This is a genomic window from Micromonospora sp. NPDC020750 (assembly GCF_044334565.1).
In the GTDB taxonomy this organism is placed as follows: domain Bacteria; phylum Actinomycetota; class Actinomycetes; order Mycobacteriales; family Micromonosporaceae; genus Micromonospora.
This window is the reverse complement of record NZ_JBIRTH010000005.1, coordinates 53,911-74,840: the sequence shown is the minus strand read 5'-3', so window position 1 is coordinate 74,840 and position 20,930 is coordinate 53,911. Positions and strand designations below refer to the sequence as shown.

The window sequence follows — 20,930 nt, the reverse complement described above, 5'->3', positions numbered from 1 at the left end:
GTCAGGACATGCTGGCCCTCGGGGCGCCCGGGCCGGGGTCGATCCTGGTCGGGCCGCCGGCGGACGGGCGTACGTCGAAGTTGAAGATCTCGGTGGGCAGGTAGACCGTCGCGCAGGAGTTGGGGATGTCCACCACCCCGGAGAACCGGCCCTCGATCGGCGCCGCGCCGAGCAGGAGGTACGCCTGCTCGGGCTGGTAACCGAAGCGGGTCAGGTAGTCGATGGCGTGCAGGCACGCGCGTTGGTAGGCCAACTGCGAGTCGAGGTACCGCTGCTGACCGTCGAGGGTGACGGAGATTCCGGAGAAGGCCAACCACTGGCTGAACTGCGGTGGCGTGTTCCCCGGCAGGAAGATGGCGTTCTCGGCGACGCCGTACGTCTGCATGCCGTTCTTGATCAGGTCGACGCGCAGGTCGATGAAGCCGCCCATCTCAATCGCGCCGCAGAAGGTGATCTCCCCGTCACCCTGGGAGAAGTGCAGGTCGCCCACGGACAGGTTCGCGCCGGGCACGTAGACCGGGTAGAAGACCCGGGTGCCCGCGGTGAAGTTCTTGATGTCCTGGTTCCCGCCGTTCTCCCGGGGCGGGGCGGTACGCGCCGCCTCCGCCGCCACCCGGTCGAACTCGGCGCCGGTGAGCGTGCCGAGGATCGCGTCCTGGGGCTCGGGCGGCAGGGACAGGGGCGGTACCCGGTCCGGGTCGGTGGCGCGCAGCGCGCCCTCGCGCCGGTTCCAGGTGGCCAGCATCCCCGCGGACGGGGCGGTGCCCATCAGCCCGGGATGGGTGATCCCGGTGAACTCGACGCCGGGGATGTGCCGGGAGGTGGCCTGCCGACCGGTGAAGTCCCAGATGGCCTTGTAGGCGTCGGGGAACTGCTCGGTGAGGAAACTGCCGCCGTTGCCGGTGGCGAACACGCCGGTGTATCCCCAGCCCTGACCGGCCAGCGGTCCGGAGTCCTCCTGCGGGATGGGCCCGAGGTCGAGGATGTCGACGACGAGCAGGTCGCCGGGTTCGGCACCCTGCACGGCGAAGGGGCCGCTGAGGGCGTGGACCCTGGTCAGCGGGGCGTCGCGGACGTCCTCGGCCGAGTCGTCGTTGTGGATCGCCCCGTCGAACCACTCCCGGCAGTGGGCGCGGAACGACTGGCCGGGCCGGACGGTGGCCACGGGTGGGATGTCCGGGTGCCACCTGTTGTGGCCGATCTTCTCCTGGTCGGTGAACCGTCTGGCGGAGTCGAGCGGGAACAGTAGTTCGGGCATGTCGTTCTGCCTTTCGGTCGGGCTGGTGGAACGGGCCGGTGTGGGCCGGTCACCAGCGGGGCAGGCGGGCGTGGGCCGGGTTCGTCGACCGCCGGACCGGTTGCCGGCCCGGGACGCGCGTCACGACGTCCGGCGTCTCCGCGCTGCGCTCCGCCCGGTCGATCGCGTGCCGCAGGGGCGCCGGTGTGCGGGCGAGCCGGGGCGCCGAGAAGACCCGGGCGGCCGGGCACCCGCACCGTGGGCAGCGCGCGACGGTGCCGGCGGTGCCGATCGGCAGCGTGGTGTCGAAGCTGCCGTCCTGTGGGCATCGGTACTCGTACGTGGCCATCTCCACCGCCCCCTCGCAGCGTCGCGCGGACGGCGGTCGGCCTGCGGCTGAATCGCCCGCATGCCCATCCTCCGCCGTTTTCGCCCTCAAATGGCATGAAGCCACCAATGGGGGACTGCCGAAGGGCCGGCGAGGGCTCGCGCCCCCGCCCACTGACCGGGCCCGGGTCGACGGGCGACATCCGGGTGGCGGAACCCTACGGCGCGTCGACGACCTCGCGCCCGAGGGGCCAGAACGCGGCGGGTACGAGCTTGAAGTTCGCGATGCCGAAGGGGATTCCGACGATCGTGACGCAGAGCGCGATGCCGGCGAGGACGTGGGACAGCGCCAGCCACCAGCCGGCCAGCACCACCCAGAGGAGGTTGGCCAGGCCGGAGGGGGCGCCGGCGCCGGGCTTGGGCACGAGGGTGCGACCGAAGGGCCACAGCGAGTAGCTGGCCAGCCGCAGTGAGGCGACCCCGAACGGGATCGTGACGACCAGGACGAAGCAGATCAGGGCGGCGATGCCGTATCCGACTGCGAGGACGAGACCGCCGCCGAAGACCAGCCACAACACGTTGAGCAGAAAGCGGATCACCCCTCCAGCATGACTCCCGCCCGCCACCGGCGCGGTCGCGCTACCCCTCGTGGGCGTCCCTGAGCCAGCCGAGTTCGGTGGCGCGGGTCCTGCCCATGCGCTCCGCGAGCCCCCGGGTCTGCGCGTCGGAGCCGTTGGTCCACTCGGCGTCGGCGAGCCGTGCGCCCTGCTCCACGTGCTCGCGCAGGGTCTGCCCGATGGCGCTGTCGAACGCCGGGCCGCGCAGGGAGCGCAGCGCGACGAGATCGGCGGGAACCACCATCCCGGGCAGGTCGTGCCCCTCGTGCTCGTTGACCGCCGGAAGCCCGGCCCTGCCGCGCAGCCGCCGCAGGTCGTCCAACTCCGCGCGCCGGCCCGCCGCGATCCGACCGGCCAGCTCGCGGAACCCCTCGTCGGTGCTGCGCCCCGGCACCAGGTCGAGCGCCGCGAGCGCCTGTTCGTTCATCGGAATCATCAGCTGGATCCACGCCGCGTCGGTGCCACCGAACGTCGCGGTGGCGGCGGGAGTCGGCACGCCGAGGGTCGGCGCGGTGGACGGCTCGGCGACGCAACCGGTCGCTGACGGCCCGGCGACGAGCAGGAGCCCGAGGAGGAGGACGGGGACCCTCGCCGGCCCGCTGCGGGGCCGGCGAAGGGGGACGACCGTCATGGGGTGCCGTTGACGCCGCACTTGACGACCGGACGGATGCAGTCACGCACCCGGCGCTCCATCTCCGCCACGGGCCAGGCGTTGAAGAAGTCGCCGTGCATCGTGAAGCCGGCGCCGGAGGCGAGCCGGAAGCGGGCCGGGTCACCGTTCGCCGGGTACCGGATCACCTGGCGCAGCTTCGGCACGGGCACCGGGTGGGTGGACGGGCAGTCGTTGTTGACCGGGTACGCCAGGTGGCTCTGGTGGTTCGTCGAGTCGAGGTTCACGCCGTCCCAGCACTGTGGGAAGTCCAGGTACGACTCGAGCATGCTGCCGGCCGGGCAGGCGACGAAGTTCTTCGACGGGTTCACCTCGCCGTGGTGCAGGCAGGACCAGCGGGCGATGCTCTGCTCCGGCGCGGTCGCCTTGGCGTTGCCGGCGACGATACGCAGGCCCAGCGGCAGCGGCTGGATCCGTGCGGTCACGTCGGGGCGGACGCCCTCGCCGAGGTAGTAGAAGGTGGCGATCGACGGTTCGACGGGCTGGTTGTCGACGTAGAGCGTCGGGATCCAGTAGGACGAGGTGTCCACCGAGGGGCTGCAGTTGCTCCTGGCGTTGATCAGGTCGTTCACGGTGGTGTGCGCGTTCGTCACCTCGCTGCCGAAGAAGCTGTGCATGTGCGAGGCTCCGGGCAGGCCCGGGAAGACGATCGGGTCGTCCGGCAGCCGGTGGCTGAACGGGCAGTCGGCGAGGAACTCGGAGACCCGCACGATCGGGCCGCCGGGCGGGGTCGTCGGCGTCGAGCCGCCGACGCCGTAGACCTGGAACTCCCAGAGCGACACACCGTACTGGGTGGCCCGCTGGGTCGCGTTGACCCGGACGTACCGGCCGCTGCCGGAGACGACGAGATCCTGTACACCGCCCGGTCCTGTGGTGGTGCTGTAGACGGTCGTCCAGGCGTTGCCGTCGGCGGAGGTCTGCACCGTGAAGGCGCGCGCGTACGCGGCCTCCCAGCGCAGCACCACCCGGCTGACGGTCGCGGTGGCGCCGAGGTCGATCCGCAACCACTGGGGATCGTTGAAGGCGCTGCCCCAGCGGGTGCCGTTGTTGCCGTCGACGGCGTTGGCGGCGGGCGTGCCGCCGTTCTCGGTGGAGGACGCCGTGGCCGGTCGGCCCTGCGAGAGCAGGGGGTCGGCCGCGTCGGCCCGGATGGCGGTGGCGACCAGGTAGCCGCCGAGCAGCGCGGCGAGCGCCACGGCGAGCGCGGCGGTCCGCAGCGGCCCGCGAGTCGGTGTCAGGGACATGGGGACTCCCTTTCGGGCCTGTCGATCCTGAAGGTGATGCCGCCGAGCAGGGTCAGCAGCGCGGTGCCGAGGGCGGCGAGGCGTCGGCTGCGGGCGGCGCGTGCCGGACGGGTGAGCGGCGGGGCAAGAGTCCGAAGCATCGGCACTCCTCGGGAGGTGGTGGTGGGACCGACGGATCAGCGATCGGGGTCCCAAGCGGGAGAGCGCTCTCCCATGCCACCTACTCTCGGCTCTGCCGACCACGGCTGTCAATGACCTGCGGATTGATCCTTGCCGATTGTGCTGTTTCGAGCCGGCCGCCGGCATCCGGGTCGGCGCCGGGGGATCGGCGACCGGCGGGATCCGGCCGCCGACCCGGTGGGGCCGAACGCGGCTACTGGGTGACGGCGATGTTGGTCAGGCCGTTGACCGCGTTGGTGACCGTGTTCGAGGCGTGCACGACGTTGGGGTTTGCCGGGCACTTCGACGTCGAGGAGACATGCACGGCGTACCGGCCGACGCCCCCGAGGTCGGAGGTGTTGCCGCGCCAGACGTTGCCGCAGCCGTACCCGGTGAGGAGGTTGTGGGTTTCGTAGCCGTTGGCGAACGTGCCCGGCGCGCGGAACGTGCCGGTGTTGCCCTCGACGAGGTAGCCGTTGCCCTTGGCGTCGATCCACGAGTCGCCGGAGTTGGCGCCGGAGATGCCCTGGCCGTCGAAGGTGTTGCCACGGATCACGCCGCCCTCGGTGCCCTCCTTGATGTCCACGTGCTCGGCCGTCACGCGGGGACCGATCCGGTTGTCCAGCACCTGCACCCGGTCGGAGCGGTCCATCCCGCCGGAGTTGCCGTGGCAGCCGAAGTTGGACTGGGCCGAGCCGAGGTAGACCCCCTCGCCGTAGCCGGGCTGCGCCAGGCCCGTGTCGGTGATCACCGAGTTGCGGATGATCCCGTCCGCGGAGGAGCGGCGGAAGTGCACCGCCTCGTCCTCGGTGTGGTGCACGTATACCCCGTCGATGGTCACGTGGTGGGAGTTGTCCAGCACGATGCCCTTCTTCGACTCGGCAACGGTGAAGCCGGTCAGGTTCCAGTACGGGGCGTCGAACAGCCAGAGCCCGTACCCGGAGTCCCACCCGGCGGTCGGCGCCGGGCAGCTCGGCCCCGTACCGGCGGGCCCGTCGTTGACCAGCACCGCCCCGCGCGGGCCGGTGAGGGTGACCCGGGACGCGGCGGTCCCGGCCCTCGTGGTCACGAAGGATCCCCGGTACGTGCCGGCGGCGAGTTGGATCGTCTGCCCCGGCGCCGCCGCGGCGAGGGCGGCCTGGAGCTGGGCGGCGGTGGAGACGTTCACCGTCGGGCCGGGCGGCGCGGTCGTGGGCGGCGGGGCGGTCGTGGGGGGCGGCGTGGTCGGTGGCGGCGTGGTCGGTGGCGGTGTGGTGGGTGCCGCCGTCGTGGTCGGCGCGGGGCCGCCACCGGGGCACGGGTTGCCGTTGACCGTGCAGTTGGTGGGATCGCCCGCGCCGCTGACGTTGAAGCCGAAGCTCTCGCTGCCGCCGGGGGCGATGGTGCCGTTGTAGCCGGCGTTGGTGAACCGGTAGTGCTGGCCGTTCTGGGTGCGCACGGAGCTCCAGGAGTTGCTGATGCTGGCCCCGGTGGGCAGGTCGAACTCGACGGCCCAGGTGGTCACGGCGGTGGTGCCGCCATTGGTGAGGACGTAGTCGGCGCCGTAGCCGCCGGGCCAGGTCGAGGCCTTGACGAGGCTGGCCGTCAGGCCCCCGGCGGCCCAGGCGAACGGGGCGGCGCTGACCACGAGGGCGGTGGCGAGGCCGGCGGCGCCGGCGGCCAACCATCGATGAGAGGTCTTCACTGGCATGGCCCTTCGTTGAGGCGTGCGATTGGTGGGATGCCCGGCCGCTGACGCCGAGTCAACCCATGGCATCGATACACGTAGTTATACGCGACCTCGTGCGTCGGCGGCCGGTGCCTGCTCACTGCGCCGCCCGCAGTTGGCCGCCGGCCGCCAGTGCATCCGGTGCCCCTGGCCAACTCGCTCGTACCTGTCCGGGCCGCGCCGGTGACGGCGGTCACCGGCGGGGCGGGTCCGCGTGAAAACGGCGTCAAGAAACGGCCCGTCGCCGTCATGGTCGCGTGAAGGACCCTGTCCGCACGACGCCGGAGGCGTTGTGATTGCCCGGCGCGGCCGGAAGTCGGTCGCGGCAACCGAGTCGGGTAAGAGGAGTCAGCCGTGTCTGACGTGGTGTTCGTGCTGGTGACGGTGGCGCTGTTCGTGGCGCTCACCCTCGTGGTGAGGGGCGTGGAGAAGCTGTGAGCGCCGTCAACGCCGTCGGCCTGGTGCTGGCGATCGGCCTGGGTGTGTTCCTGGTGGTCGCCCTGCTGTTCCCGGAGCGCTTCTGATGACCACGACAACAGCCGGTGTGCTGTTCATCCTCTCGCTCGTGGTGGCGCTGGTCGCCGTCCACAAGCCCTTCGGCGACTACCTGTACCGGGTGGTCGCGGGCACCCGGCAGTCCCGCGTCGAGCGGGGCGTCTACCGACTTGTCGGGGTCGACCCGTCCGCCGGGCAGACCTGGGGCGTGTACGCCCGCGCCGTGCTGGCGTTCTCCGCCGTGTCGATCCTGTTCCTGTACGCGTTCCAGCGCCTGCAGAACCACCTGTGGCTGTCCCTCGGCTTCGACCCGGTCGTGCCGCACGGGGCGTGGAACACGGCGGTGTCGTTCGTGACCAACACGAACTGGCAGTGGTATTCCGGCGAGTCGACCATGGGTCACCTGGTGCAGATGGCCGGGCTCGCGGTGCAGAACTTCGTCTCCGCCGCCGTCGGGATCGCCGTCGCGGTTGCCCTGGTCCGCGGGTTCGCCCGCAGCCGTACGGGCGAACTGGGCAACTTCTGGGTCGACCTGACCCGGATCACGCTGCGGGTCCTGCTGCCCGTCTCGGTGCTCGGGGCGCTCGCCCTGATGCTCGGGGGAGTGGTGCAGAACCTGTCCGCCGGCACCGACGTGACCACTCTCACCGGTGGGGCACAGACGATCACCGGAGGGCCGGTCGCCGGCCAGGAGGTGATCAAGGAATTGGGCACCAACGGCGGGGGCTTCTACAACGCCAACAGCGCCCACCCGTTCGAGAACCCGACGGCCTGGACGAACTGGCTGGAGATCTTCCTGATCCTGCTGATCCCGTTCAGCCTGCCCCGGGTCTTCGGCCGGATGGTCGGCCAGAACCGGCAGGGGTACGCCGTGGCCGCCGTGATGGCGGTCCTGGCGGTGGCCAGCGTCGCCCTGACCAACGTCTTCGAGCTGACCGGGCACGGCACGGTGCCGCAGGCGGTCGGCGCGGCGCTGGAGGGCAAGGAGGTGCGGTTCGACGTGTCGAACTCGGCGACCTTCGCCGCCGCGACGACGCTGACCTCCACGGGGGCGGTGAACTCGTTCCACGACTCGTACACCGCGTTCGGCGGGATGATGCCGCTGGTCAACATGATGCTCGGCGAAGTGGCGCCCGGTGGTGTCGGCGCGGGCCTGTACGGCCTGCTGATCCTCGCGGTGATCACGGTCTTCGTGGCCGGCCTGATGGTCGGCCGGACCCCGGAGTACGTGGGTAAGAAGATCGGCTCCCGGGAGATCAAGTTCGCCTCGCTGTACTTCCTGGTCACCCCGGCGCTGGTGCTGACCGGCACGGCGGCGGCCTTCGCCACCGGCAACGCCGCGACCGCGCTGAACACCGGCCCGCACGGCCTGTCCGAGGTGATCTACGCGTTCACCTCGGCGAGCAACAACAACGGCTCCGCGTTCGCCGGCATCACGGTGAACACCCCGTGGTGGAACACCGCCCTGGGGTTGTGCATGCTGCTCGGCCGGTTCCTGCCGATCATCTTCGTCCTCGCCCTGGCCGGCTCCCTGGCCCGCCAGGCGCCCACCCCCGCCTCCGAGGGCACCCTGCCGACCCACCGACCCCTGTTCGTCGGGATGGTCGTGGGCGTCACGGTGATCCTCGTGGCCCTGACCTACCTGCCCGCGCTCGCGCTCGGCCCCCTGGCCGAAGGGCTGTGACCACCATGAGGAACGACGACATGACCCTTTCCCCGCAGGCGCCGCACGGTGGGGCCGACCCCGCCACCCCCGGCACGCCCGCCACCCGGGGCGACCGGGTCGGCGGCGGCCTGCTCGACCCGAGGCAGCTGCTGACCTCCCTGCCGGACGCGCTGCGCAAGCTCGACCCGCGCACCCTGTGGCGCAACCCGGTGATGCTGATCGTCGAGATCGGCGCGGCCTTCACCACCGTCCTCGCGGCGACCGACCCGTCGGTCTTCGCCTGGGCCATCACCGGCTGGCTCTGGCTGACGGTGCTGTTCGCCAACCTCGCCGAGGCGGTCGCCGAGGGCCGGGGCAAGGCCCAGGCCGCCACCCTGCGCCGGGCCAAGCAGGACACCGTCGCCACCCGACTGGTCGACTGGACCCCGGGCGCCCGCGCCAACGCCTACCGCGACGAGGCGGTGCCCGCGCCCGAGCTGCGCCAGGGCGACGTCGTGCTGGTCCACGCCGGCGGGATCATCCCCGGCGACGGCGACGTCGTCGAGGGCATCGCCAGCGTCGACGAGTCGGCCATCACCGGCGAGTCCGCCCCCGTCATCCGGGAGTCCGGCGGCGACCGCAGCGCGGTCACCGGCGGCACCAGGGTGCTGTCCGACCGGATCGTCGTGCGGATCACCCAGAGGCCGGGGGAGAGCTTCATCGACCGGATGATCGCCCTGGTCGAGGGGGCGAACCGGCAGAAGACGCCGAACGAGATCGCGCTCAACATCCTGCTCGCCGCGCTCACCGTCATCTTCCTGCTCGCCGTGGTGACGTTGCAGCCCCTCGCCGTCTTCTCCAAGCAGTACCAGGCCGCCGCCCCGGACACCGGCGCGATCACCGACGCGGGGGTCAGCGGTGTGGTGCTGGTGTCCCTGCTGGTCTGCCTCATCCCCACCACCATCGGCGCGCTGCTGTCGGCGATCGGCATCGCGGGCATGGACCGCCTCGTCCAGCGCAACGTCCTGGCGATGAGCGGCCGGGCGGTCGAGGCCGCCGGCGACGTCAACACCCTGCTGCTGGACAAGACCGGCACCATCACCCTCGGCAACCGGCAGGCCGCCGAGTTCCTGCCGGTCGAGGGGGTCACGGCCGCCGAACTGGCCGACGCGGCGCAGTTGGCCAGCCTCGCCGACGAGACCCCCGAGGGCCGGTCCGTGGTGGTCCTGGCCAAGAACGAGTTCGGGCTGCGGGAACGGGAGCCGGGCCTCGTGCCGCACGCCACGTTCGTGCCGTTCACCGCCCAGACCCGGATGAGCGGCGTCGACCTCACGCCGGACGCGACGGTCGACGGCGGTGCCACCGGGCCCGCGCGGCGGGTCCGCAAGGGCGCGGCGGCGGCCGTGATGAAGTGGGTCCGCGAGCACGGCGGCCACCCCACCGAGCAGGTGGGCCAGGTCGTCGACGGGATCAGCGGCATCGGCGGGACCCCGCTGGTGGTGGCCGAGCACGTCGACGGTGAGCCGGCGCGGGCCCTCGGCGTGATCCACCTCAAGGACGTCGTGAAGGCCGGCATGCGGGAACGGTTCGACGAGATGCGCCGGATGGGCATCCGCACCGTGATGATCACCGGCGACAACCCGCGGACCGCGAAGGCGATCGCCGACGAGGCCGGGGTGGACGACTTCCTCGCCGAGGCCACCCCGGAGGACAAGCTCGCCCTGATCAGGCGCGAGCAGGAGGGCGGCCGGCTGGTCGCGATGACCGGGGACGGCACCAACGACGCCCCGGCACTCGCCCAGGCCGACGTCGGGGTGGCCATGAACACCGGCACCTCGGCGGCGAAGGAGGCCGGCAACATGGTCGACCTCGACTCCGACCCGACCAAGCTCATCGAGATCGTCGAGATCGGCAAACAGCTGCTCATCACCCGGGGCGCCCTGACGACCTTCTCGATCGCCAACGACATCGCGAAGTACTTCGCCATCATCCCGGCCATGTTCGCCGGCATCTACCCCAGCCTGGACACGCTGAACGTCATGCGGCTGGCCAGCCCGGAGTCGGCGATCCTCTCGGCGGTCATCTTCAACGCCCTGGTGATCATCGCGCTGATTCCGCTGGCCCTGCGCGGCGTCCGGTACCGACCGGCGGCGGCGGCCGAGCTGCTCAGCCGCAACCTGCTGGTCTACGGCCTCGGCGGCATCGTCGTGCCGTTCGTCGGCATCAAGCTCATCGACCTGCTCATCCAGTTCGTCCCGGGGATCTCGTGATGCGTCTACCCACCTGGCTCGCCCAACACCTCGCCGCCCTGCGCGCACTGCTCGTGTTCACCGTCCTACTCGGCCTGGCGTACCCGCTGGCCCTGGTCGCCGCCGGCCGCCTGCCCGGCCTCGACGCCAAGGCGGACGGCTCGCTCGTCGCCGCGGGCGGCCGGACCGTCGGCAGTGCGCTGATTGGCCAGTCCTTCACCGACGCCGACGGCAACCCCGTCCCGCGCTACTTCCAGTCCCGCCCCTCGGCGGCCGGCGACGGCTACGACCCCACTTCCACCGCCGCCTCCAACCTCGGCCCGGAGAGCGTCGTCGACACCCTCGCCGCCGACCCGGCCGAGTCGACCGAGAGCCTGCTCACCCAGGTCTGCGCCCGCAGCCTGGCGATCGGCCGGCTCGACGGCGTGGACGGCCGCCGGCCGTACTGCACCGCCGACGGCGTCGGCGCGGTCCTGGGCGTGTTCCACCGCGACGGGCTGACCGGACCGGTCACCCGGGTGGTGAGCGTCAACCAGGCCATCCCCGCCACCCCGTTCGTGACCACCTGGCAGGGCGTCCCGGTGGAGCCGGCGCGACCGGGCGTGGACCACGTCGCCGCCGGGGCGGTGATCGTCCCGGTCCGTGGCGACGCCCCCGCCGAGCCGGCCGTGCCGGCGGACGCGGTCACCGCGAGCGGCAGCGGTCTCGACCCGCACATCAGCCCCGCGTACGCCGAGATCCAGGTCGCCCGGGTGGCCCGGGAGCGCGGCGTGGACCCGGCCGCGGTCCGGCGGCTGGTGGCCGAGCACACCGACGGCCGGGCGCTCGGCTTCCTGGGCGCCCCCGGCGTTAACGTGCTGGAACTGAACCTCGCCCTCGACCAGCGGTTCGCCGCTCGTTGAACCCCTCGCCGGGCGGGCCACGACAGGCCCGCCCGGCGGTCACCGCCACGTTCACGGCCGCGCCGCCGGACGGCCCGCCCACCGGAAGGACCTGCCCGTGCCCAGAGGGGAACTGCGCATCTACCTCGGGGCCGCGCCCGGCGTCGGCAAGACGTACGCGATGCTCCAGGAGGCCCGGCGGCGGACCGAACGCGGCACCGACGTCGTGATCGGGCTGGTCGAGACCCACGGCCGACCGCACACCGCCGCCATGGTCGGCGACCTGGAACAGGTGCCCAGGCGCACCCTCGTGCACCGGGGCGTCGAGTTCACCGAGCTGGACCTCGACGCGCTGCTGGCCCGCCGGCCCGAGATCGCGGTCGTCGACGAACTGGCCCACACCAACGTGCCCGGCTCCCGCAACGACAAGCGCTGGCAGGACGTGCAGGAACTGCTGGACGCCGGCATCTCCGTGCTGTCCACGGTCAACGTCCAGCACCTCGAATCGGTCAACGACGTCGTCGCCCGGATCACCGGCACCACCCAGCGCGAGACCGTCCCCGACGCCGTCGTCCGCGCCGCCGAGCAGGTCGAACTGGTCGACATGACCCCGGAGGCGCTGCGCCGCCGGATGGCCCACGGCAACATCTACCGCCCCGACAGGATCGACGCCGCGCTCGGCAACTACTTCCGGATCGGCAACCTCACCGCCCTGCGCGAACTCGCCCTGCTCTGGCTGGCCGACAAGGTCGACGACCAGCTCGGCGCCTACCGCGCCCAGCAGGGCATCTCCGACACCTGGGAGGCCCGGGAACGCGTCGTCGTCGCGCTGACCGGCGGGCCGGAGGGCGACACGCTGATCCGCCGGGCGGCCCGGGTGGCCGCCCGGGGCCGGAGCGCCGACCTGCTCGCCGTGCACGTCACCCGCAGCGACGGCCTGGCCGGCGTCGACCCCGCCCGGCTGGCCCGCCAGCGGGTGCTGGTGGAGAGCCTGGGCGGCACGTACCACCAGGTGCTCGGCGCGGACGTGCCGGCCGCGCTGCTCGACTTCGCCCGCGGCGTCAACGCCACCCAGCTCGTCCTCGGCGCCAGCCGGCGGGGCCGGTTCGCCCAGCTGTTCAGCCCGGGCGTCGGGGTCACCACCACGGCCCTGTCCGGGCCGATCGACGTGCACCTGGTCACCCACCCGCAGGCGGGGCGGGGCAGGCGGACCGGCGGGTTGCCGGCCGCGCTGTCCCGGCGGCGCAGGCTGCTCGGCTTCGCCCTCGCCGGGCTCGGCATGCCGGCGCTCACCGTGGCGCTGCGCACGCTGCCCGACCTCACCCTGACCAACGACATCCTGCTGTTCCTCGCCGGCGTCGTCGGGGTGGCGCTGGTCGGCGGCCTGTGGCCGGCGCTGGTCGCCGCCCTCGGCGGATCGCTGCTGCTGAACTGGTTCTTCACCCCGCCGTTCCGCACGCTGACCATCGCCGAGGCGGACAACCTGCTCGCGCTGGGCGTCTTCGTCGGCGTCGCCCTCGCGGTGAGCTGGGTCGTCGACGTGGCCGCCCGGCGTACCCGGGAGGCGGCGCGGGCCTCCGCCGACGCGCAGACGCTCGCCACCGTCGCGGGCGGCGTGCTGCGCGGCGAGCGCCCACTGCCGGCGCTGCTGGACCGGCTGCGGGAGACGTTCGCGTTGCGCGCCGTCAGCGTCCTGGAGCTGGCCCCGGACGCTTGGGGACGCCTCGGCCGGGCCCACGAGCAGGACGCCTGGCGGCTGGTGGCCTCCGTCGGGGAGTCACCGGCGACCAGCCCCGACGCCGGGGAGACGGCGGTACCGGTCGACGACCGGCTCACCGTCGTGCTGTCCGGCCGGCGGCTGGAGGCCGCCGACCGGCGGGTCGTCGAGGCGTTCGCCGCCCAGGCAGCAGTGGCGCTGCGTCAGGAACGCCTCGCCGAGGAGGCGGCGACCGCCCGGCCGCTGGCCGAGGCCGACCGGATGCGCACCGCGCTGCTCGCCGCCGTCAGCCACGACCTGCGTACGCCGCTCGCCTCGGCGAAGGCGGCGGTGAGCAGCCTGCGCAGCCACGACGTCGAGTTCGACGCCGACGACCGGGACGAGCTGCTGGCCACCGCCGACGAGTCCCTGGACCGACTCGGTCGCCTGGTGGCGAACCTGCTGGACATGAGCCGGTTGCAGGCCGGCGCGCTCGGGGTGGCCGCCGTCGCGATCGGGTTGGAGGACGTGGTGCCGAGGGCCCTGGACGAGCTGGGTCCGGACGCCGCCGACGTCGCCACCGACATCCCCGCCGACCTGCCCGCCGCGCTGACGGATCCGGGCCTGCTGGAACGCGTGCTGGTCAACATCGTCGCCAACGCCCTGCGGCACAGCCCGCCCGGCCGGCCGCCCACCGTCACCGCCAGCGCCCACGCCGGGCAGGTGGAGCTGCGGGTCATCGACACCGGCCCCGGCATCCCCGAGGACCAGTGGGAACACGTCTTCCTGCCCTTCCAGCGCCTCGGCGACCGGGACAACCAGACCGGGGTGGGGCTCGGCCTCGCCCTGTCCCGCGGCCTCGCCGAGGCGATGGGTGGCACCATCACCCCCGAGACCACCCCCGGCGGGGGGCTGACCATGGTGCTCCGCCTGCCCGCCGCCGCCCCGACCGGCACCGGAGGGCCGCAGGAATGAGCCGCATCCTCGTCGTCGACGACGAACCGCAGATCCTGCGGGCCCTGCGCATCAACCTGCGCGCCCGCGGCTACGACGTGCAGGTCGCCGACACCGGTACGGGCGCGCTGCGGGCCGCCGCCGCCCACCCGCCGGACCTGGTGGTCCTCGACCTTGGCCTGCCCGACCTCGACGGCGTCGAGGTGATCCGGGGCCTGCGCGGCTGGACGACGGTGCCGATCATCGTGCTGTCCGGCCGGGCGGGCAGCGAGGACAAGGTCGCCGCCCTCGACGCCGGCGCGGACGACTACGTCACCAAGCCGTTCGGCATCGACGAGCTGCTCGCCCGCATCCGCGCGGTCACCCGACGCCTCGCCGCCCCGGCGGCCGACGGGGCGACGGCGGCCCCCCGGGTGGGCCGGCACACCGTCGACCTCGTCGACCGTACGGTGACCCGCGACGACGGCGCGGAGGTCCGGCTCACCCCCACTCAGTGGGCCGTGCTCGACAGGCTGCTGCGCCACCCCGGCAAGCTCGTCAGCCAGCGCCAACTGCTGCACGAGGTGTGGGGGCCGGAGTACCAGAACGAGACCAACTACCTGCGCCAGTACATGGCCCAACTGCGGCGCAAGCTGGAGGACGACCCGGGCCGCCCGCGACACCTCATCACCGAGCCGGGGATGGGCTACCGCTACCGCCCCTGACCGGGTTCGTCGGTGTCGCCGCCGCGAACTCAGCCGCCGCAGTAGAGCAGCCGGTTGGGCGAGCCGGCCCCCGGAGCGCCGACGACGCCGGTGGTGGCGGTGCCGGTGAGATGGGCGGCCACCTGGGCGGGGGTCCAGGTGGGGTGGTCCTGGAGGACCATGGCCGCGCACCCGGCGGTGTGCGCGGCGGCCATCGGCCCGCCGCTGATCGTGTTGGTGGCGGTATTGCTGGTGTGCCAGGTCGAGGTGATGCCCTGGCCGGGGGCGAACAGGTCCAGGCAGGAGCCGTAGTTGGCGGAGCTCATCCGGGCGTCGGTCGGGGTGGTGCCGGCGACGGTGAGCGCCACCGGCACCCGTGCCGGGGAGTAGTTGCAGGCGTTGGCGGCGGAGCTGCCCGAGGTGACGGTGTAGGTGACGCCGGAGTTGACGGAGGCGGTGACCGCGCTGTCGAGCGCGGTGCTGGCGTTGCCGCCCAGGCCCATGGTGGCCACGGCGGGTTTCACCGCGTTCGCGGTGACCCAGTCGACCCCCGCGATGACCTGCGCGTAGGTGCCGCTGCCGGCGCAGTTGAGCACCCGCACCGGGACCAGGTGGACGTCCTTGGCGACCCCGTGCTGCTGACCCCCGATCGTGCCGGCGATGTGGGTGCCGTGGCCGTTGCAGTCGTCGGCGGGCAGGGCGCCGTCGACGGCGTCGTACCCCCCGCCGACGGAGCCGGTGAAGTCGACGTGGGTGGCGCGGATGCCGGTGTCGACGACGTACGCGCGCACGCCCGGCGCGGTGTTCGGGTAGGCGTACTGCTGGTTGAGCGGCAGCAGGTGCTGGTCGATGCGGTCGAGTCCCCACGACGGCGGGTTGAGCTGGACGCCGGCGGCCACCGACACCACGTGGTTCTGCTCGACGTACGCCACGGCCGGGTCGGCGGCCAGTCGCCGGGCGGCCCGTTCCGGCAGGCGGGCCTCGAACCCGCGCAGCGCGGCGCGGTAGACCTGGCCGACGGAACCGCCGTACCGGTCGGCAAGCCTCGTAGCCGTGTCGGCGGCCCGCCCGCCGGCGTCGGCGAGCACCACCACGTAGCTGCCCTCGACGGCGGTGACGCCGCCCGCGCGCAGGATGTCACCGGTGGCCGGGGCCGCGTTCGCCGGAGCCCCGGCCATGGCGGCGGCCAGCACCGGGGCGAACAGGACGGCCGCAGCGGCCGACCGGCGGCGGTGGGGTGACGGCGTCATCTTCCGGCCTCCCGTGATCTGGCCGGTCCCGGGGGCCAGGTGCTGCCGGGAGACGGCGCGAACGGACTGGACCGAGCCTACTCGCCATCCAGGACGGCGAATATATGTCGGATGCCTCATACCGTGGCCCTATGCCTCATCGGGCCGTCGAGAGCTGATACCACGCCCGCGCATCGCCCCGGGCTGCGCTGCGGGATAGTTCAGGGGTGAGGGCCCGGGAGGTCGCATGACCCTGTTCACGTGCGCGGGTTGCGGCGCCCCGCTGACCGTGCCGGTGTCGCGGGTGCCGCTTCCTGCCCACGCCGACCAGCGGTACGGCCACGGGTTGCTCGGCGTGCTGATGGAGCCCGGGACGTATGCGGTGCGCCCCGGTCCTTTCGGGCCGCCGTGGCGACCCTGGGCCGAGGTCGGTGCGGCTGAGGCGGAAGCCCGTGGTGTGTACGCGCCGGAGTACGCGCTGTCGTGGGGGCCGCGAGGAGCTGTCGTGGTAGCACCGGGCGACATGCGCGGGAGGGTCAACTGCGGACGGCGTTCGACCGCGTTGCCCGCCGGCCGGGCAAGACCGGTGAGGAACTCGTGGCGGACCTGGAGACCCGGCTCGACGCGCTCGTCCTGCGCGCGGGGTTCGCCCGCACCATCTACCAGGCGCGACAGGTCGTCACCCATCAGCACGTGATCGTCAACGGCCGCCGGGTGGACCGCCCGTCGGCGCGGCTGCGCCCCGGTGACGAGATCGCGGTGGCCGCGCGCAGCCGCGCCAAGACGCCGTTCGTCGTCGCCGCCCAGGGGGCGCACGCCCCGCAGCGGCCCGCGCCGTACCTGGACGTCGACCTGGCCGGCCTCACCGCGCGGCTCACCCGGTTGCCCGTGCGGGCCGAGGTTCCGGTGATCTGCGACGAACAGCTCGTCGTCGAGTACTACTCCCGCTGACGGGCCGACACGCTCGGCGATGGCGCGGCCACGGGCGCGACGGCGGGCGATGCGCACCGTCGCGCCGACGGGGCCGCCCCTTGCGCCGTCTCGCCGTCCCAGAGTCGGGACCCGGCCCGGTGTCGACCGGCCCGACGTGACGCGGTCCGGCGGAACTGTCGGAGCGATCTTGTACCGTCCCGGCCCGTGAGCACCCAACAGACGTACCGGTACCTGGGATCCTCGACGCTGCGCCGCGACGGTCTCGCGTTGCAGACCAGCGGCGGCCCGGCGCCGAACCCCCGGTTCTTCACCGGGTTCCTCACCACACCCCAGCCGGCCGCCGTCGGGCTGCTCGCCGTCGCCGAGGTGGCCCGCACCCGCTACTACCGGCCGGTCAGCCCGGCGAGCCTGGACCCGGTCGTCACCGGCAGCCGGGACCGGCTCCGGTTCGAGTCGTTCTCCGGCTGCTGCGGGGTCTACGCCCGCCTCGACGCCCTGCCGGCCGGGCTCGACGGCGACGTGGTGGAGCATGGCACCACCAACGTCGACGTCAACAACCCGTTGCGCCAGGCGCTCGCCCGGGTCGGCGGCCTCGACCCGCTGCACCTGTCGGTCGGCCCCGACGACCTGACCTTATCCACCATGGACGGCGCCGTCGTCGAGAAGAAGGTGCCGCTGCCGGTGCGTTGGCTGCGCGGCTTCGCCGAGGTGCAGGTGCTGGCCGCGGCGTTCGAGCCGCGGGCGGAGATCCCGGCGGCCGAGGCCGCCGTCTTCCTGCGCCGGCTGCCGACGTCGAACGACCGGTCGGTGCTCTGGGCGGTGCCCGCGGGGCGGTCGCTGCGGCTGACGTCCCGGCCCGTCCCCGGCGCGGTGTGCCTCGCCGGCGCGGGTCGACTGGCTGCCCTGCGCGGGATGCTGCGCTTCGCCCGGACCCTACGCGTCTACGGGCCGACCGTCGCGCCCGGCTCGGCGGCGCTGCCCAGCACCTGGGAGCTCGACACCGGGGCCCTGCGGCTGTCGCTGACCCTCTCGCCCGAGCCCTACCGCGGGTTCTCCGGCGAGGGCGCCGCGCTGACCGCCCTGGCCGGCGACGACGTCGTCGACGACGCCGAGCTGGTCTCGGCCCTGCTGTCCTGGGACCCGACCGTCGACGTCGACGCCCTGGCCACCTCCGCCGGCATCGACGCGGGCCGGGTCCGGGGTGCCCTCGCCCAGCTCGGCACCGCCGGGCGGGTCGGCTACGACGTCTCCGAGGCGGCCTACTTCCACCGCGTCATGCCCTACGACGCGGGCCGGGCCGAGCGGGACAACCCGCGGCTGGTCGGCGCGCGGGCGCTGCTCGACGCCGGTGCCGTCGCGTCGGATGAGGCGGGCGCCACCGTACGCAGCGGCGACGAGGTCTACCGGGTACGCCGCCTGCCCGACGGCGAATTCAACTGCACCTGCCCCTGGTGGGCCAAGCACCGTGGCCAGCGCGGGCCGTGCAAACACGCGCTGGCCACCCGGATGGCCACGGCCGACGTGCGGGAGCGGGTGTGAAGACCACGGTCCGGCGCCGGTGGGAGTTGGCGGCCGGTGGCACCAGCGACCTGTTCGACCTGATCGATGCCGGGTCGGCCGGCCTGATCGTCGACGCCCTGGCCGGGCTGCCCGAGGACCGCCGCCGCGCCGTCGGCGCCGCCCTGACCGACTGGTTCAAGGGGCAGCGGTCCTTCTGGGGCGCGGGTAAGGGCACCGCCCTGGCCGTCCTCGCGGTCGGTTGCCTGCCCACCGCGGCCCAGGCCGGCGCGATCCTCGCCCGCCGCTCCGTCGCCGCCGACGGCGAGCGGGCGGGGAGTCTCGTCCGCGCGGTCGCCGCCGACCGCGGGGTCACCTGGCTGCCCGACCTCGCCCGGCGGATGGCCGACAAGCTGCACCGTGACACCTGGGTCGAGCACTGGCGGTTCGTCGCCGCGCTGCTGCCCACCGACGCCGAGCCGCCGTCCGGGGACCGGTTCGTCGAGCTGTGGGTGCAGTCCCTGTCGAGCCCCGACCGGCGGCTGCGCGGCGCGCCGGTGCCACTGGTCGACCGGCTCCGCGCCGACCCGCTCCTGCCGGCGCTGTTGCCCCGCCTGTTCGAGGTCGACGGCGTCGGCGCGCTGATGATGTTCGACGAGATCGTCACCGACTGGCGGGACCGCCGCCCGCACGCGTTCCCGACCGCGTTGGCGCAGCTCGCCGCCGAGGGCCTCGTCGACCGCGCCACCCTGCTCGACGGCGCTGTCGGCCGGCTGCTGCGCGGCGACCGACCGGTCGCGCTGCGGGCCTTCACCATCCTGATCGGGCAGCTCCAACCCACCACCGACGAGGTCGCCGCCCGCCGCGCCGACTACCTGCGACTGCTCGCCGACGCCCCGGCCACCGTCGCGACCATGGCCCAGAAGGCGCTGCGCGAGGTGCCAGACCTGGAACTGGAGGCGGTGCTCGACACCTCCCGCGAGGTGCTGGCCCGCCCGGACAAGGTGCTGGTACGCGGCCAGCTCACCTGGCTCGACCGGCTCGCCCGTGGGCACCGGGACCGGGCCGCGGAGGTCGCCGAGGTGATCGCCGTCGCGGCCGAGCACCCCGCCGTCGACCTTCGCGAGCGCGCCACCGCGCTGGCCGCCCGGCACGGCCTCACCCGGAGCGCCGGTGCGGGGCCGGCGGTCACCGGGCCGCGCGGCGACGACCTGCCGCCGCCGGGGCCGTCCGCACCCGCCCCGGCCCCGATCACCGACGTCGACGAGCTCGCCGAGGAGGTCGCCGCGCTGCTGGGCACCGAGCGGCACGGGGAGCCGCTCGACCGGATCCTCGACGGGCTGGTCCGGCTCACCGCGACCGACGGCGCGCGGGTGCGCGCCGCGCTCGACCCGGTCCTCGCCCGGAGGCACTGGTCCTGGGCCAGCGAGCACAGCTGGGACCCGTGCTGCCTGTGCGGCCTCGTCGGCGGCGTGCTGGAATCCGCCGGCGAGCCCCGCCCGGCGGCCCCGCAGCGCGGCCGGTGGGGCGCGCTGCTCGCCGCCGTGCGGCGCACCGACCGGTCGCCCGCGCAACCGGAACTGGTCGCCGCCGACCCCCGGGTCCCGGCGCCGCATGCCCTGCTGCGGGCCCGGCTCGCCGAGATCGGCCACCACCTCGGCGAACCGGGCCACCCCGGCCTGCTCGCGACCCCCACCTCGGCCAACGGCGCGCTCGACCCGCTGGCGCTGCTGGAACGCCTCACGGCGCTCGCAGACCGGGAGCCGTGGCACTGGGATCTCACCCAGGCACTGCTGCGCCTGCCGACCGGCGCCGACGAGGCGCTGGCCGGCAGGTCCGAGGCGCTGCGCACCCCGGCCGGCGACCGGCTCGCCGGCTGGCTGCGCTCCGGTGGGCTGCCGGCCCCGGTCATGCGGGTCCTCACCCTCGCCCGCCGGGCCCGAAGGGCGGGCTACGACTGGGAGTACGACCAGTTGCCGGCCCGCCGCGTCGCGGTCGAGCTGCGCCCACCGCACGGGTACGACGACCGGTACGGCCTGCTGACCACCGACCCGCCGCCGGTGGAGACGGAGTACCACGGCTGGACGCGGCTCTGGCCGTCGGTTCTGCCCCACCACCTGGGCGTGGTCTCCGCGTACGTCCTGCCGGAGGTGGCCGCCGCCGCCGACATGGACCGGCGCGACGGCGCGGTGGCGCTGCCGTCGCTCGTCGAGTGCGGCGGCCCTGGCGGGGCCGCCGTCGACCTCGCGCTCGCCTACGGCCTCGGCGCCCGCCACGGCACCGACCGGATCGCCACGTTGGACGCCCTGCTCGGTTTGGCCGGCGCTGGTCGCCTCGACGCCACCGGGGTGGGCGGGCATCTCGGTGCGCTGATCGCCGCGCAGGTGGTGAAGCCGACCCGCGTGGTCGAGCCGCTGCGCGACGCGGCCGCGGCCGGGGCGCCGCTGAGCGTGTGGCGGCTGCTGGCCGCCGCGTTGCCACCGCTGCTCGCCGCCCCCACGCCGCCCCGGGGCCTGCCCGACCTGCTGACCCTGGCGGCGGAGACGGCCGCGAGCACCGGGGCCCGGATCGAGGTGGCGGGGCTGGCGGAGGTCGCGGGCCGGGGCGGGACGTCCCGGATGGTGACCGAGGCGCGCCGCCTGCACCGGGTGGTCACCGCCGCCTGAGGGGGCGGTCGGTACGGTCGGAGCGGGCGGGCCCGGGCCG

The 20,930-nt window shown here is 73.9% G+C and carries 16 protein-coding genes and 1 pseudogene; 9 read left to right on the top strand and 8 right to left on the bottom strand.

Annotated elements, in window-relative coordinates; all coding sequences use genetic code 11:
- Window position 1: 1 nt before the first annotated feature.
- The 7 genes from fmdA to ACH4T9_RS17030 form a co-directional block, all read right to left on the bottom strand.
- Window positions 2-1,258, bottom strand: coding sequence for a formamidase (fmdA, locus tag ACH4T9_RS17060; protein ID WP_396672488.1), 1,257 nt, complete (start codon window positions 1,256-1,258; stop codon window positions 2-4).
- Window positions 1,259-1,307: 49 nt separating this feature from the next.
- Entirely contained in the window at window positions 1,308-1,586 is a 279-nt protein-coding gene (locus tag ACH4T9_RS17055) for an FmdB family zinc ribbon protein (protein ID WP_396672490.1), read from the bottom strand.
- Window positions 1,587-1,782: 196 nt separating this feature from the next.
- Window positions 1,783-2,163 (bottom strand): YccF domain-containing protein, encoded by a 381-nt coding sequence (locus ACH4T9_RS17050; protein ID WP_396672491.1) that lies wholly within the window; start codon window positions 2,161-2,163, stop codon window positions 1,783-1,785.
- A gap of 40 nt (window positions 2,164-2,203) precedes the next feature.
- The gene (locus ACH4T9_RS17045; protein WP_396672492.1) at window positions 2,204-2,812 is read right to left on the bottom strand and encodes a DUF305 domain-containing protein; all 609 of its coding nucleotides are present in this window, start codon (window positions 2,810-2,812) and stop codon (window positions 2,204-2,206) included.
- Window positions 2,809-4,095, bottom strand: coding sequence for a DUF1996 domain-containing protein (locus ACH4T9_RS17040; RefSeq protein WP_396672493.1), 1,287 nt, complete (start codon window positions 4,093-4,095; stop codon window positions 2,809-2,811). Before ACH4T9_RS17040 ends, ACH4T9_RS17045 begins: the two co-directional genes overlap by 4 nt.
- Window positions 4,086-4,235, bottom strand: a complete 150-nt coding sequence (locus ACH4T9_RS17035) for a hypothetical protein (RefSeq protein ID WP_396672494.1) — start codon at window positions 4,233-4,235, stop codon at window positions 4,086-4,088. Before ACH4T9_RS17035 ends, ACH4T9_RS17040 begins: the two co-directional genes overlap by 10 nt.
- Window positions 4,236-4,468: 233 nt before the next feature.
- Window positions 4,469-5,944, bottom strand: a complete 1,476-nt coding sequence (locus ACH4T9_RS17030) for a cellulose binding domain-containing protein (RefSeq protein WP_396672495.1) — start codon at window positions 5,942-5,944, stop codon at window positions 4,469-4,471.
- A 452-nt stretch (window positions 5,945-6,396) separates the two neighbouring features.
- On the opposite strand from ACH4T9_RS17030, the gene kdpF reads away from it, so the two are divergent.
- The 6 genes from kdpF (at window position 6,397) to ACH4T9_RS17000 (ending at window position 14,586) form a co-directional block, all read left to right on the top strand.
- The gene (gene kdpF / locus ACH4T9_RS17025; RefSeq protein ID WP_036343797.1) at window positions 6,397-6,486 is read left to right on the top strand and encodes a K(+)-transporting ATPase subunit F; all 90 of its coding nucleotides are present in this window, start codon (window positions 6,397-6,399) and stop codon (window positions 6,484-6,486) included.
- Window positions 6,486-8,141 (top strand): potassium-transporting ATPase subunit KdpA, encoded by a 1,656-nt coding sequence (gene kdpA, locus ACH4T9_RS17020; protein WP_396672496.1) that lies wholly within the window; start codon window positions 6,486-6,488, stop codon window positions 8,139-8,141. The genes kdpF and kdpA overlap by 1 nt, the downstream gene beginning before the upstream one ends.
- 20 nt (window positions 8,142-8,161) lie before the next feature.
- Window positions 8,162-10,372 (top strand): potassium-transporting ATPase subunit KdpB, encoded by a 2,211-nt coding sequence (gene kdpB / locus ACH4T9_RS17015; protein ID WP_396672497.1) that lies wholly within the window; start codon window positions 8,162-8,164, stop codon window positions 10,370-10,372.
- A complete protein-coding gene (locus tag ACH4T9_RS17010; protein ID WP_396672498.1) occupies window positions 10,372-11,253 on the top strand; it encodes a potassium-transporting ATPase subunit C in 882 nt (293 codons plus the stop codon). Before kdpB ends, ACH4T9_RS17010 begins: the two co-directional genes overlap by 1 nt.
- A 97-nt stretch (window positions 11,254-11,350) precedes the next feature.
- Window positions 11,351-13,903, top strand: a complete 2,553-nt coding sequence (locus tag ACH4T9_RS17005) for a DUF4118 domain-containing protein (protein WP_396672499.1) — start codon at window positions 11,351-11,353, stop codon at window positions 13,901-13,903.
- A complete protein-coding gene (locus ACH4T9_RS17000) occupies window positions 13,900-14,586 on the top strand; it encodes a response regulator (RefSeq protein ID WP_396672500.1) in 687 nt (228 codons plus the stop codon). The genes ACH4T9_RS17005 and ACH4T9_RS17000 overlap by 4 nt, the downstream gene beginning before the upstream one ends.
- A gap of 29 nt (window positions 14,587-14,615) precedes the next feature.
- Here ACH4T9_RS17000 and ACH4T9_RS16995 read toward each other — a convergent pair whose 3' ends face one another.
- Window positions 14,616-15,815, bottom strand: coding sequence for a S8 family serine peptidase (locus ACH4T9_RS16995; RefSeq protein WP_396672501.1), 1,200 nt, complete (start codon window positions 15,813-15,815; stop codon window positions 14,616-14,618).
- 501 nt (window positions 15,816-16,316) lie between these two features.
- On the opposite strand from ACH4T9_RS16995, the pseudogene rpsD reads away from it, so the two are divergent.
- The 3 genes and pseudogenes from rpsD to ACH4T9_RS16980 form a co-directional block, all read left to right on the top strand.
- Window positions 16,317-16,745: pseudogene (gene rpsD / locus ACH4T9_RS16990) on the top strand (30S ribosomal protein S4); the annotation flags it as partial.
- A 186-nt stretch (window positions 16,746-16,931) separates the two neighbouring features.
- Window positions 16,932-18,266 (top strand): SWIM zinc finger family protein, encoded by a 1,335-nt coding sequence (locus ACH4T9_RS16985; RefSeq protein WP_396672502.1) that lies wholly within the window; start codon window positions 16,932-16,934, stop codon window positions 18,264-18,266.
- Entirely contained in the window at window positions 18,263-20,890 is a 2,628-nt protein-coding gene (locus ACH4T9_RS16980) for a hypothetical protein (RefSeq protein ID WP_396672503.1), read from the top strand. Before ACH4T9_RS16985 ends, ACH4T9_RS16980 begins: the two co-directional genes overlap by 4 nt.
- The last annotated feature ends 40 nt before the right edge of the window (window positions 20,891-20,930 follow it).